This is a genomic window from Kribbella swartbergensis (assembly GCF_054784135.1).
On sequence record NZ_BAAGPM010000017.1, the window covers coordinates 235,592 to 248,147 of the forward strand.

At 69.4% G+C, this 12,556-nt stretch carries 12 protein-coding genes; 8 read left to right on the forward strand and 4 right to left on the reverse strand.

Annotated elements, in window-relative coordinates; genetic code table 11:
- Positions 1-8: 8 nt before the first annotated feature.
- The 8 genes from ruvA (at position 9) to ACYVOK_RS13000 (ending at position 8,889) form a co-directional block, all read left to right on the forward strand.
- Entirely contained in the window at positions 9-611 is a 603-nt protein-coding gene (ruvA, locus tag ACYVOK_RS12965; RefSeq protein WP_460662604.1) for a Holliday junction branch migration protein RuvA, read from the forward strand.
- Between the two features lie 3 nt (positions 612-614).
- Positions 615-1,661: a Holliday junction branch migration DNA helicase RuvB gene (ruvB, locus tag ACYVOK_RS12970; RefSeq protein WP_460662605.1), complete on the forward strand. Its 1,047-nt coding sequence runs from the start codon at positions 615-617 to the stop codon at positions 1,659-1,661.
- A 179-nt stretch (positions 1,662-1,840) separates the two neighbouring features.
- Positions 1,841-2,326 carry a preprotein translocase subunit YajC gene (gene yajC / locus ACYVOK_RS12975; RefSeq protein WP_460662606.1) on the forward strand — a complete coding sequence of 162 codons (486 nt, stop codon included), beginning with the start codon at positions 1,841-1,843 and terminating at the stop codon, positions 2,324-2,326.
- An 86-nt stretch (positions 2,327-2,412) separates the two neighbouring features.
- A complete protein-coding gene (secD, locus tag ACYVOK_RS12980) occupies positions 2,413-4,179 on the forward strand; it encodes a protein translocase subunit SecD (protein ID WP_460662607.1) in 1,767 nt (588 codons plus the stop codon).
- A complete protein-coding gene (gene secF, locus ACYVOK_RS12985) occupies positions 4,179-5,369 on the forward strand; it encodes a protein translocase subunit SecF (protein WP_460662608.1) in 1,191 nt (396 codons plus the stop codon). Before secD ends, secF begins: the two co-directional genes overlap by 1 nt.
- Positions 5,369-5,908 carry an adenine phosphoribosyltransferase gene (locus ACYVOK_RS12990; RefSeq protein ID WP_460662609.1) on the forward strand — a complete coding sequence of 180 codons (540 nt, stop codon included), beginning with the start codon at positions 5,369-5,371 and terminating at the stop codon, positions 5,906-5,908. Before secF ends, ACYVOK_RS12990 begins: the two co-directional genes overlap by 1 nt.
- 138 nt (positions 5,909-6,046) lie before the next feature.
- A complete protein-coding gene (locus ACYVOK_RS12995) occupies positions 6,047-8,410 on the forward strand; it encodes a RelA/SpoT family protein (RefSeq protein WP_460662610.1) in 2,364 nt (787 codons plus the stop codon).
- A gap of 5 nt (positions 8,411-8,415) precedes the next feature.
- Positions 8,416-8,889 (forward strand): hypothetical protein, encoded by a 474-nt coding sequence (locus tag ACYVOK_RS13000; protein ID WP_460662611.1) that lies wholly within the window; start codon positions 8,416-8,418, stop codon positions 8,887-8,889.
- A 51-nt stretch (positions 8,890-8,940) separates the two neighbouring features.
- On the opposite strand, the gene ACYVOK_RS13005 is transcribed toward ACYVOK_RS13000, so the two are convergent.
- The 4 genes from ACYVOK_RS13005 to ACYVOK_RS13020 form a co-directional block, all read right to left on the reverse strand.
- Positions 8,941-9,450 (reverse strand): hypothetical protein, encoded by a 510-nt coding sequence (locus ACYVOK_RS13005; protein WP_460662612.1) that lies wholly within the window; start codon positions 9,448-9,450, stop codon positions 8,941-8,943.
- A 32-nt stretch (positions 9,451-9,482) separates the two neighbouring features.
- Entirely contained in the window at positions 9,483-10,346 is an 864-nt protein-coding gene (locus tag ACYVOK_RS13010; protein ID WP_460662613.1) for a hypothetical protein, read from the reverse strand.
- A 24-nt stretch (positions 10,347-10,370) separates the two neighbouring features.
- Positions 10,371-11,045 carry a hypothetical protein gene (locus ACYVOK_RS13015; RefSeq protein WP_460662614.1) on the reverse strand — a complete coding sequence of 225 codons (675 nt, stop codon included), beginning with the start codon at positions 11,043-11,045 and terminating at the stop codon, positions 10,371-10,373.
- Between the two features lie 86 nt (positions 11,046-11,131).
- Complete coding sequence (locus ACYVOK_RS13020; protein WP_460662615.1) at positions 11,132-12,403, reverse strand: DUF349 domain-containing protein; 1,272 nt, start codon at positions 12,401-12,403, stop codon at positions 11,132-11,134.
- Positions 12,404-12,556: the final 153 nt, after the last annotated feature.

Genomic DNA, 12,556 nt, shown 5'->3' on the forward strand with positions numbered 1-12,556 from the left:
GGTTGGCGATGATCGCGTTCGTGCGGGGGCCGGTGGCGGCCATCGGGGTCGACAGTGCGGTGATCGAGGTCGGGGGAGTGGGCCTGCAGGTGTTCTGCCATCCCGGCACGCTGGCCGGTCTGCGCCCCGGGCACGAGACGCGGATCGCCACCTCGATGGTGGTGCGTGAGGACTCGCTGACGCTGTACGGGTTCGCCGACGACGACGAGAAGACCCTGTTCGAGCTGCTCCAGACCGCGTCCGGTGTCGGACCGAAGCTGGCCCAGGCGGCACTCGCCGTACTGAGTCCTGATCAGTTGCGGCAGGCGGTCGCCACCGAGGATCTGGCGATGCTCGTGAAGGTTCCGGGCATCGGTAAGAAAGGTGCGCAGCGGATCGTGCTGGAGCTGAAGGACAAGATCGGGGCGCCGTCCAAGACGGTGACCGGCCGGCCGCTGCAGAGCCAGGAGGCCTGGCGGGACCAGGTGCACGCCGGCCTGGTCGGGCTCGGCTGGTCCGCCCGCGACGCGGACGACGCGGTCACCGCGGTGTCGCCGCTCGCCGCCGACAGCCCGAACCCGTCCGTCCCCGACCTGCTCCGCGCCGCGCTGCGCGTGCTCTCGAAGGCGTAACCCATGGAGGACAACGTCCGGCCGCTGGTGTCCGCGGACGCGGTCGACCTCGAGGAACGCAAGATCGAGTCGGCGCTCCGGCCGCGCACGCTGGCCGAGTTCGGCGGTCAGCGACGGGTCAGCGAGCAGCTCGAGCTCGTTCTGCACGCTGCTCGCGGCCGCAACCGGGCGCCCGACCACGTGCTGCTGTCGGGCCCGCCCGGCCTGGGCAAGACCACGCTGGCGATGATCATCGCCAGCGAGTTGTCGGCGCCGCTGCGGGTGACCAGCGGCCCGGCGATCCAGCACGCCGGCGACCTCGCCGCGATCCTGTCCGGGCTGAGCGAGGGCGAGGTGCTGTTCCTCGACGAGATCCACCGGATGTCCCGGCCGGCCGAGGAACTGCTCTACATGGCGATGGAGGACTTCCGGGTCGACGTGATCGTCGGCAAGGGGCCCGGTGCGACCGCGATCCCGCTGGAGATCCCGCCGTTCACGCTCGTCGGCGCGACCACCCGGGCCGGCCTGCTGCCGGGGCCGCTGCGGGACCGGTTCGGCTTCACCGGTCACCTGGAGTTCTACGAGGCCGCCGAGCTGGAGAAGATCGTGAACCGGTCGGCCGCGCTGCTCGAGGTCGACATCACCCCCGAGGGTGCGGCCGAGATCGCCTCCCGCTCCCGCGGTACGCCGCGGATCGCGAACCGGCTGCTGCGCCGGGTCCGCGACTACGCCGAGGTCCGGGCCGACGGGATCATCACGCTCGCGCTGGCCAAGGCGGCGCTGGAGCTGTACGAGGTGGACAAGATGGGACTGGACCGGCTGGACCGGTCCGTCCTGGACGCGCTGTGCCGCCGTTTCGGCGGGGGACCGGTGGGACTTTCGACGTTGGCCGTTGCGGTCGGCGAAGAACGTGAGACCGTGGAGGAAGTGGCCGAGCCATTCCTGGTCCGGTCCGGCTATCTGGCTCGTACGCCGCGCGGCCGCGTCGCGACTCCCGCGGCCTGGCGGCACATCGGCCTGAAAGTCCCGAAGGGCGCCACGTTCGCGGACACGCTCTTCGACACAGATTGAACAAGGCCGCGGCGGCGGGTCGAGTAACGCAAACGTGACCCGGCGTCATGAGGTGATTCTTGCCACCCAGGGTTAGACTCCCCGGTGGCCTGACCTCAGGTCGATCCGCCGCGATCTGCACGCTGGGCAGAGCGTGCCGGACGCCCCGTACTCTCGATGACAAAGGATTCTGAGTCCCGATGCAACTGATCGCCGTACCGATGGCCTCTTCCGGGGGCGGCTCCGGCTTCACGCTGCTGCTGCCGCTGATCCTGATCGTCGGGATGATCTGGTTCATGAGCCGCACGCAGCGCAAGCAGCGCGAGCGGCAGGCCGCCACCGTCGCGGCACTCACCCCGGGCACCAAGGTGATCACCACCAGTGGCCTGGTCGGCATCGTCGAGGAGGTCGACGACGAGTACGTGACGCTGGAGATCTCCGAAGGTGTCCTGGTGCAGGTGGTCAAGCCCGCGATCGGCCGGGTCATCCCGGACGAGGACGGCGACAGCGCCGCGACCGAGCCCGTGACCACCGGCTCCGCCGACGACCAGGCCGACGCCGCCGAGCCGGCCGCGGAGCCCGCGAAGGACCCGGTCGACGTCCCGGACGCGGGGAAGGACAAGGCCACCGACAAGGCCGACGGCAAGGCGCAGGACAAGCTGCCGCCGACGCACTCCGAGAACTGACCCACCCGTCCTAACGGCCTGCGGCGCGCCGACCGGCGTCCATCAGACGATGCGGCGCGCCCAGAAGCACAGAGGTTGAATCTGACGTGGCAACGACGACGACATCCCGCCCCGGGCGGTTACTGATCGTCTTGGCGGTCATCCTGGTCCTGCTGTTCGGGATCATGGCGCTCACCAAGACGTGGGGACCCAAGCTCGGCCTGGACCTGCGCGGCGGCACGACCATCACGCTGACCGCGAAGTCCCTGGCCGGCGGCGGTTCGGTGACCGCCGAGCAGCTGGACGAGGCGAAGAACATCATCTCCCAGCGGGTCAACGGCGCGGGTGTCGCGGAGGCCGACATCACCACCTCCGGGTCGAACCACATCAACGTCGCGGTCCCCGGTGCCACGCGGGACAGCCTGGTGCAGCAGGTCGGCCAGACCGCGCTGCTCTACTTCCGGATCGTGTACGACGCCCAGGCCGCGGCACCGGTGGCAGCACCGTCGCCGACGCCGACCGGGACACCGAAGCCGAGTGCGACGCCGAAGCCCAGCACCACGGTCAAGCCGAGCACCACGCCCAGCGCGACGGTCAAGCCGAGCGCGACGCCGAACGGCCGGGCCTGGAGCAGCGTCCTCGGCCAGGCCGACCCGACGCCGACCCCGACGCCGAAGCCCAGCACTCCGGCGGCGACCACCCCGAAGCCGAGCACGCCGGCCGCGACGCCGTCGACTCCGGCCGCTTCGTCGGATCCGCTGCAGTACGTGCCGGACGCGGCCACCCAGACCGCGTTCGCGGCGTACAAGTGCGACGACAACCAGCAGGTCGACGACCCGAACAAGCCGCTGTTCGCCTGCGACCGCGAGGGGACGTACAAGTACCTGCTGGGCCCGGCGATCCTCAAGGGCACGGACCTGTCCGACGCCAGCGCGGGCATTCCGCAAGGCGGGTTCCAGTGGCAGGTCAACCTGCAGTTCACCGGCGAGGGCGGCGACAAGTTCCTCAAGGCGACCCAGAACATCGCCGCCCGGGGCCAGGGCCAGAACCTGTTCGCGATCGTGCTGGACGGCGAGGTCATCTCGACGCCGAGCGTGGAGCAGGCGATCCCCGGCGGTCAGGCGCAGATCACCGGAACGTTCACCGAGGCCGAGGCGCGCGACCTGGCGAACGTGCTGAAGTACGGCGCGCTGCCCGTCTCGTTCGACATCTCGTCGGTGGAGACGGTGTCGCCGCAACTCGGCGGTGACCAACTGTCCGCGGGGATCTGGGCCGGTATCGCCGGTCTGGCCCTGGTCGTGCTGTTCTCGTTCCTGTACTACCGCGGCCTGGGCATCGTCGTGGTGCTGTCCCTCGCGGCGGCGGCCGCGCTGACGTACGCGAGCGTCGTACTGCTCGGCAAGGCGATCGGGTTCACCCTGACGCTGGCCGGTATCGCCGGTCTGATCGTCGCGATCGGTATCACCGCCGACTCGTTCGTCGTCTACTTCGAGCGACTCCGCGACGAGGTTCGGGAGGGGCGCAGCCTGCGGTCGTCCGTGGAGACCGGCTGGGCCCGCGCGAAACACACGATCATCGCCGCCGACTCGATCTCGCTGCTCGCCGCGATCGTGCTCTACATTCTCGCGATCGGCAGCGTCCGGGGCTTCGCGTTCACCCTCGGCCTGACCACCCTGATCGACCTGGTCGTCGTGTTCATCTTCACCAAACCGCTCGTCACGCTGCTGGCCCGGACCGACTTCTTCGGCCACGGCCACAAGCTCTCCGGGCTGGATCCTGAGCACCTCGGCGTCGAGCGCCTGCCCGGGCAGATGAAGCCGTCGGCTCGTCCGGCCAAGCCGTCGACGCGCAAGCCGGTCGGAGGGGAGGTCTGATGTCGAAGCTCGGGACACTGGGCGCCAAGCTCCACAGCGGTGAGATCTCCTACGACTTCATCGGCAAGCGCAAGTTCTGGTTCGTGGTGTCGCTGATCCTGGTCGCCATCTCGCTGGCGGGTCTGTTCACCCGTGGCCTGGCACTCGGCATCGAGTTCAAGGGCGGCGTCGAGTACCAGGCGAACGTCCACGTCACCGGCAACACGGTCCAGGACTTCAGCGACGTCGTGAAGGCGACCAACGCGAAGGACCTCGGCGACCCGGTCGTCACCACCGTCGGCGCCGACAAGGTGCGGGTGCAGACCAAGCCGCTGGCCCAGGACGACATCACCAAGGTCCGGACCGCGATCGCCCAGGAGGCCGGCGTACCGGTCGACCAGGTGACCTCGCAGCAGATCGGCGCCTCCTGGGGTCAGCAGATCGCGAACAAGGCGATCATGGCGCTGGTCGTGTTCCTGGTCCTGGTCTTCGGTGTCATCTGGGCCTACTTCCGGGAACCCAAGGCCTCGATGGCCGCCATCATCGCGCTGGTGCACGACGTCCTGATCACGGTCGGCGTGTACGCGCTGGTCGGTTTCGACGTCACCCCGGCCACCGTGATCGGCGTACTGACGATCCTCGGTTACTCGCTGTACGACACGGTCGTGGTGTTCGACAAGGTGCGGGAGAACACCCGGGGGATCACCGGATCCAACCGGTTCACCTACTCCGACGCGACCAACCTCGCCGTCAACCAGACCGTCGTACGGTCGATCAACACCACGCTCATCGCGTTGCTGCCGGTCGGCTCGATCCTCGTCGTCGGCACCGTCGTCCTCGGGACCGGGCCGCTGAAGGACCTGTCGCTGGCGCTGTTCGTCGGTATCGCGGTCGGTGCGTACTCCTCGGTGTTCATCGCGCCGGCGCTGCTCGCGGCGTTCAAGGAGCGCGAGCCCGGTATGCAGGCGCTGAACCGCCGGGTGACGGCCAGGCGGGCCGCGTCCGCGGCCGCGTCGAGCCCGGGGGCGGCCGCCGGTACGCCGGTCGCGGTGGGAGCCGGTGCCGGTACGGCGACCAAGGCTCCGGCCGCGCCGCGCAAGCCGGACCGCGCGACGGGTACGGCGCCGACGCCGGCCGCCCGTCCGATGAAGGCGACCGGGGCCGGACGACCACAGCCGACGCGCAAGCCGCGATCGAAGCGTGGTAAGTGATGCGCTCGCTCGAGCAGGTGCTGAAGGACGGGATCCGCGACGTCCCGGACTACCCGCAGGCGGGGGTGGTGTTCAAGGACATCACGCCGCTGCTGGCCGACCACAACGGCTTCGCCCAGGTGGTCGAGGCGCTGGCCGCGTCCGGAACCGACGACGACGGCAGACCGGTCGTTGACAAGGTGGTCGGGATCGAGGCGCGCGGGTTCATCCTCGCCGCCCCGGTCGCGCTCGCGCTGGGCGCCGGTTTCGTGCCGGTGCGGAAGAAGGGGAAGTTGCCGGCGGCGACGTACGAGGAGTCGTACGCGCTGGAGTACGGCGAGGCGACCATCGAGGTGCACCAGGACGCCTTCGAGCCGGGTGACCGGGTCCTGGTCATCGACGACGTCCTCGCCACCGGCGGCACGGTCGAGGCCTGCCTCCGCCTGATCCGCCGCTGCGGCGCCGAAGTCACCGGCACCACGGTCCTCCTCGAACTCTCCTTCCTCCCCGGCCGCACCCGCCTGGCCAACGAACACGTCACCTCCCTCCTCACCGTCTGACCCGATTTCGGGCAAACCCTGCGCGACGGTGCGCTCACCCGGCGTGTTGTCCACAGGGGGTTTCAACGGGGCTGGGGGGTTCCCCCTAGACTGGTGGTCTGTCGGCGGAGGGACACAAACGTGGGCGAAGACCCGGCGATGACGTCAGCGGTGCCGAACGTTGTACCGCAGGAGCCCCCGCGCGCCCCGGTGCGCCCGGCTCCGTCACCGCCGCCTGCCGCCCAACCGCCCCGGATCGCGCCGGCCCGGGTCCGGGCTCGCCTCGCCCGCCTCGGCGGCACCCGGCACCCGAACCGGGCTCCCATGCTCGAGCCCTTGTTCCGCGTCGTCCGGGCGACCCACCCGAAGGCCGACCTCGGCCTGATCGAGCGCGCGTACCGGACCGCGGAGAAGTACCACAGCGGCCAGTTGCGCAAGAGCGGCGACGCGTACATCACCCACCCGCTCGCCGTCGCCACCATCCTGGCCGAGCTCGGTATGACCGCCCCGACCCTGTGTGCCGCCTTGCTCCACGACACCGTCGAGGACACGCCGTACACGGTCGAGGAGCTGACCCGCGACTTCGGCGAAGAGATCGCCATGCTGGTCGACGGCGTGACCAAGCTGGACAAGGTCAAGTACGGCGAGTCCGCGCAGGCCGAGACGATCCGCAAGATGGTCGTCGCGATGGCCAAGGACATCCGGGTGCTGGTGATCAAACTCGCCGACCGGCTGCACAACATGCGCACGCTCGGGTTCCTGCGCCAGGAGAAGCAGGAGCGGATCGCCCGCGAGACGCTGGAGATCTACGCCCCGCTGGCCCACCGGCTCGGTATGAACACGATCAAGTGGGAGCTCGAGGACCTGTCGTTCTCGACCCTGCACCCCAAGGTGTACGACGAGATCGTCCGGCTGGTCGCCGAGCGGGCGCCGTCCCGGGACGAGTACCTGGCGTCCGTGATCGACCAGGTGCACGAGGACCTGCGCGCGGCCAAGGTGAAGGCGACCGTCACCGGCCGGCCGAAGCACTACTACTCGATCTACCAGAAGATGATCGTCCGCGGCCGCGAGTTCGGCGACATCTACGACCTGGTCGGCATCCGGGTCCTGGTCGAGTCGGTCCGCGACTGTTACGCGGCGCTCGGCATCCTGCACGCGCGCTGGAATCCGGTGCCCGGCCGGTTCAAGGACTACATCGCGATGCCGAAGTTCAACATGTACCAGTCGCTGCACACCACCGTGATCGGCCCGCAGGGCAAGCCGGTGGAGCTGCAGATCCGGTCGTTCGCGATGCACCGCCGGGCGGAGTACGGCATCGCCGCGCACTGGAAGTACAAGGAGGACCCGACCTCGGCCGCGCCCGAGGTGGCCGGACCGCCCAGCACCGAGATCGGCGGGCCGAACGAGATGCCGTGGGTCCGGCAGCTGGTCGACTGGCAGCGGGAGACCTCCGACCCGTCGGAGTTCCTCGACTCGCTGCGGTTCGAGATCAACAACTCCGAGGTCTACGTCTTCACCCCGCGCGGTGACGTGATGTCGCTGCCGGCCGGGTCGTCACCGGTCGACTTCGCGTACGCGATCCACACCGAGGTCGGGCACCGCTGCATCGGCGCCCGGGTCAACGGCCGGCTCGTCCCGCTGGAGAGCACGCTCGAGAACGGCGACGTGGTCGAGGTCTTCACCTCGAAGGCGCAGGGCGCAGGGCCGTCGCGCGACTGGCTGTCGTTCGTGAAGAGCCCGCGGGCGCGCAACAAGATCAAGCACTGGTTCTCCAAGGAGCGCCGCGACGAGGCGATCGAGCACGGCAAGGACGCGATCGCCAAGCAGTTGCGCAAGGAGGGCCTGCCGCTGCAGCGCCTGCTGTCGCACGAGACGTTGACCGCGGTCGCGAACTCGCTGCGCTACCCGGATGTGACCGCTCTGTACGCCGCCGTCGGCGAGAGCCACGTGAGCGCGCAGGCCGTCGTACGGCGGCTGATCGAGACGTACGGCGGTGAGGAAGGCGCGGCCGAGGACCTGGCCGAGGGCCTGCGCCTGCCGGCGACCCGGGAGCGCCGGAAGCGGACCGCCCGCGGCGACGCCGGTGTCATCGTCAAGGGCGCGACGGACGTCCTGTCGAAGCTGGCGCGATGTTGTACGCCGGTGCCGGGCGACGAGATCATCGGCTGGGTCACGCGCGGCGCGGGCGTCTCGGTGCACCGGTCCGACTGCGCGAACGTCGAGAACCTGCAGAACCAGCCGGAGCGCATCGTCGAGGTCGAGTGGGCGCCGACCGCGCAGTCCGTCTTCCTGGTCGCGATCCAGGTGGAGGCGCTCGATCGGGCCCGGCTGCTGTCGGACATCACCCGCGTGCTCTCGGACTATCACGTGAACATCCTGTCCGCGGCCCTGACCACCACCCGGGACCGGATCGCCAAGTCCCGCTTCACCTTCGAGATGGGCGACCCGACCCACCTCGGCCACGTCCTCAAAGCCGTCCGCTCGGTCGAAGGCGTCTTCGACGTCTACCGCGTCACCCAGTAGTTGCCGTGGGTAACTGGTTCGGTGGCTCAGCCTCCGGGCCGGGCCTGAAGCTGTCCAACGGCGGGTCGGAAGTGTTCCTGGACGTGCTCGCGTTGGCCGCGTGTGAGCTGGCGGAGACGCCGTTCGAGCGCGGGTTCGCTTTGCTGCTGTGCAACTCGCGGATCGGCTTGGGCAACGAGGGCTTCGATCTGGACGAGCTACCGTGGTCGGCCGACTGGGAGGCCGAGCGCGCGTTCCTGCTCCGGGTGATCGAGCTGGCCCAGTCCCATTTCCACTGGGACTTCCTGAGCTACGATCCGCCGTACGCCGATCGGTACCTTGCCGAGTACGCCACACTGGTGCGGGAGTATCGGCCGCCTGAGGAGCCGGTGGAGCTGCCGCGCATGTGGGATCCGAGCCCGGTCGAGGCGGCGTTCAATCGTTGCCTGAAGCACGGGTTGTTCCTCGGTGACTACACAGACTGTCGGGTCTGCCCGTGAGCCGAGGGACATCAGTCGTCCCAGACGGTCGGCCGGCACCAGCGGTGTCACTCAGTCGAGGCTCTTACGGCGGACGCGGAGGGTGTAGATCAGGCCTTGGCGTTCGCCGTCGGGGGAGGGGCGGACAGACCTGCGCAGACCGCCGGTGGTCGCGACGTCCCAGCCCAGTTGGTCGCGGACCTGGCGGGCAAAGACTTTGAGGTCTTTGATCTCGCAGCCGCACTCCAGCGTCGTGTCGACGAAGACGTACGACGACGTCGGCTTCTGCTCGTCCGCACTGAGCTGCCAGCTGATCTGATGATCGTGGTCGGCCAATCCGGTGCGGATGGGGTCGTGCTGGATGCCGAGCGCCTTCTCGTAGTCGTCGAGGTCGTCGATGAGGAACAGGTCACTGCGGTACTTACCCGGCCATACGGCGTACAGACGGCTCTCGGACGCGCGGACACGAGCCTCGACACCGTCGGGTGGAGGCGAGTGAACCGAGCCGTCGGAGCGGACCTCGATGTAGCAGACGGTCGGCAAGGTGTACGGGAAGTCCGGCGAGTGACTGGCGTACCGCAAGGCGTCCCCTTTCCCCGGGTCCACCAGCTTATTCACCAGCGGCGGGGGAGGCGCGGCTGCTGGCAGAGGAAGGCGCCGACGGCGAGTTCGAGCGCGGGGTAGGACCCCCACAGGTCCGGCCGCCGAACCGGGATGATGTGCCACCCCAACGCTTCGAGTTCGGTACGCCGGTTCTCGTCGCGAAGCTCGGCCTTGTCGCCCGAGTGCCACCGGTCACTGTCGTACTCCAGCCCCAGCCACCGCCCATCCACCGCCCGATCCGGATACCCAAGATCGAGCAAGTACGTGCGCTTCGGTCCGTGCACGCGGACCTGCAGATCCGGCCGGCCGAAACCGGCATCGATCAGCCGAAGACGCAGCCAGGACTCGCCGGGGGACGCCGCCCGGCGATCGGCGTAGCGGAGGATCTCTTGGCCCTGGCGGAAGCCGCGCCGGCCTTCGTAGGCCGCGGACGCGGCCCGGAGGATCCATCGGTCGGCCCGGCCTGAGCGGAGGAACGCATCGACAGCCGACAGCGCGAACGGCCGCGGCAGATGCATTGCCAACTCGATGGCGGTGGCAATCGGGCTGGTGACCCAAACGTCGCGAACCTGGACCACGTCGGTGGCCTCGCGGGTCCAGCGCGCCTCGATGAGCTCCTCCGGCCCCAGTGCGGTGGTGTCGATGCCGTGAATCCACGCGGCGGTTCGCCCGCAGGCGGCCGCACCCGGCGGTATCAGCAGACTCGCGGCATCGGCTCGGAGTTCAGGCGAGTCGGGCACACGCACGTCGACGTACACGCCCTTCAGGACCTCGCGAACGATGCCGCGGGCGAGCAGCCAGGCGAGCTTGCGCGGTACTTGCCGGCGGGTGAAAGGAATGCCGCAGAAGTAGTAGGGCTGGTCGTAGGGCAGCATCCCAGCAGGATGGCCGATGGAGGGCTAGTCGTGCCGGGGGTTGTCCACAGGCGCTCCGAGGAGCTGCTGGTAGTGGTCGAGGAACGGATGGAAGGCGGTCAGGTGGGCGAAGGTTGTGCGGGCGGTGGTCAGGCGGCGGTGGGACTCGGAGTCGCCGATGGACTCGGGCCACTGCCACTGCAGACCGAGCAGCGGCAGGGCGGCGTTGACGGCTGAGAGGGCGCGGAGGGGTTCGGGCCAGTCGGGGAGGTGGTTGCCGTAGATTTCGGTGAAGTACGGCGAGGTGTATGGCGCGGCCGCGTGGGGAGTGCCGATTTCGACGGTGGCGTCCCAGGCGCCTTGGGAGATGAGGGCGTAGGCGAGGCCGCGGTTGTCCAGGTGGCAGGCGTGCCGGCCGCTCAGCTCGAGGGCGACGTGGTTCTCGTGAGCCAGTTCCTGGAAGCTGTCGGCGAGGTGGATCTTCGTCTGGTCGAGGTCGAGGCGGCCTGAGCGGAGGCAGCGGATGACGAAGTCGTCCAGCAGGGTGACGAGTTCGTACGGCACCGTGTCGATGCCGCCGTAGTAGTCGTACGACCCGTGAATGGGCAGGGCGAACGGGTGGTAGCCGGCGCCGGGCTGTTCCAGCAGGGGGATCAGGTACGCATCGAGTTCGCGGAGGTCCAGGCCTGTCACCATGCACGCCGCGGGATAGAAGCCCACTGTGGAACCTCCTGCTGCATCGTCGTGGCCAACAGGCTTACGATGCGCCGGCGGTGGGCCGCTGGGCGGGGGATGTCAGGTTGAGGTCAGTTGCTGAAGTCGGAGAGCGCCTTCTGGGCTTGGGCTAGCCATTCGCGGCGGGCGGCGATGGCTTCGCGGGCCTCGGTGGCCTTGCGGGTGTTGCCTTGGGACTCGGCCTTCGCCGCCTGCTTCTCCAGGTCCGCGATGAGGGACTGGAGTTGCTTGACCGTGGCTTCGGCGCGGGCGCGGGCCTCGGGGTTGCTGCGGTTCCAGACCTCGTCCTCGGCGGCCTTGACGGCCTGCTCGACGGCGCGCAGCCGGGAGTCGATGGCCCGCATCGAGTCGCGCGGGACCTTGCCGATCTGGTCCCAGCGGTCGAGGAGTTCGCGCAGCTGCTCGCGGGCGACCTTCGGGTCCTCGACCGGCAGGATCGCCTCGATCTCGACCAGCAGGGCCTCCTTGGCCCGCAGGTTCTCGATCTGCTCGGCGTTCTCCTCGGCCTGAACGGCGTCCCGCGCCCCGAAGAACTGGTCCTGGGCGGCCCGGAAGCGCGCCCACAGCTTGTCGTCGACCTCGCGCGGCGCCGGGCCGGCGGCCTTCCACTGCCGCATCAGGTCGCGGAACCGCCCGGACGTCGGACCCCAGTCGGTCGAGGACGCGAGCGACTCCGCCTCGGCCGCGAGGCGCTCCTTCACCACGGCGGCCTCCTCGCGCTTGGAGGACAGCTCGGCGAAGTGCTGCTTGCGGTGCCGCGTGTACGTCGTACGTGCCGAGGAGAACCGGTGCCACAGTTCGTCGTCGCTGGCCTTGTCCAGCCGCGGCAGCGCCTTCCACTCCTCCAGCAGTTCACGCAACCGGGTGACGCCGTGGCGCCAGTCCGTGCCGGCCGCGATGCTCTCGGCCTCGGTCGCGATCTTGGTCTTGGCGGCGCGGGCCTCCTCGACCTTCGCGGCCCGCTCGGCCTTGCGCTTCTCGCGCTGCTGGGCGACCAGTGGGCCGAGCGCCTCGAGCCGGGCGCGCAGACCGTCGAGGTCGCCGACCGCCTGGGCCTCGTCGATGGCGGCGGTGACCTTCTTCACCGCGGCTCGCGCGTCGTCGGGTGACACGGTGCCCGCCTGGACCCGCTTCTCCAGCAGGTCGACCTCGAACGCCAGTGCGTCGTACCGGCGGGTGTAGAAGGCGAGGGCCTCCTCCGGGTTCGCGTCCGGCCACTGGCCGACCGCCCGTTCACCGTCCTTGGTCCGTACGAAGACCGTTCCGTCCTCAGCTACCCGGCCCCAGCTCTCTCCGGCCACAACTCGCCCCTTCCGGCGGTATGCACTGCGCTCGTCGCCCATTGTGGTCAGTCCCCGGTCCAACCGCGTGAACAGGGCCCGCCCGGGCGCGTCGAGTCGCGGTCTCGACGCTTATCCCTGAACAATCACAAACTCCCAGCCGTGACGCAACGGGGTTGAGTCACAATCCGGTTCGTTCTGTCCCCGCGGTCACCG

What these genes read in the sequence shown, in the direction of transcription:
- ruvB (WP_460662605.1), top strand. Translation starts at nt 615, where the DNA reads ATGGAGGACAACGTCCGGCCGCTGGTGTCCGCGGACGCGGTCGACCTC.
- secF (WP_460662608.1), top strand. Translation starts at nt 4,179, where the DNA reads ATGTCGAAGCTCGGGACACTGGGCGCCAAGCTCCACAGCGGTGAGATC.
- ACYVOK_RS12995 (WP_460662610.1), top strand. Translation starts at nt 6,047, where the DNA reads ATGACGTCAGCGGTGCCGAACGTTGTACCGCAGGAGCCCCCGCGCGCC.
- ACYVOK_RS13010 (WP_460662613.1), bottom strand. Translation starts at nt 10,346, where the DNA reads ATGCTGCCCTACGACCAGCCCTACTACTTCTGCGGCATTCCTTTCACC.
- ACYVOK_RS13020 (WP_460662615.1), bottom strand. Translation starts at nt 12,403, where the DNA reads ATGGGCGACGAGCGCAGTGCATACCGCCGGAAGGGGCGAGTTGTGGCC.
- ruvA (WP_460662604.1), top strand. Translation starts at nt 9, where the DNA reads ATGATCGCGTTCGTGCGGGGGCCGGTGGCGGCCATCGGGGTCGACAGT.
- yajC (WP_460662606.1), top strand. Translation starts at nt 1,841, where the DNA reads ATGCAACTGATCGCCGTACCGATGGCCTCTTCCGGGGGCGGCTCCGGC.
- ACYVOK_RS12990 (WP_460662609.1), top strand. Translation starts at nt 5,369, where the DNA reads ATGCGCTCGCTCGAGCAGGTGCTGAAGGACGGGATCCGCGACGTCCCG.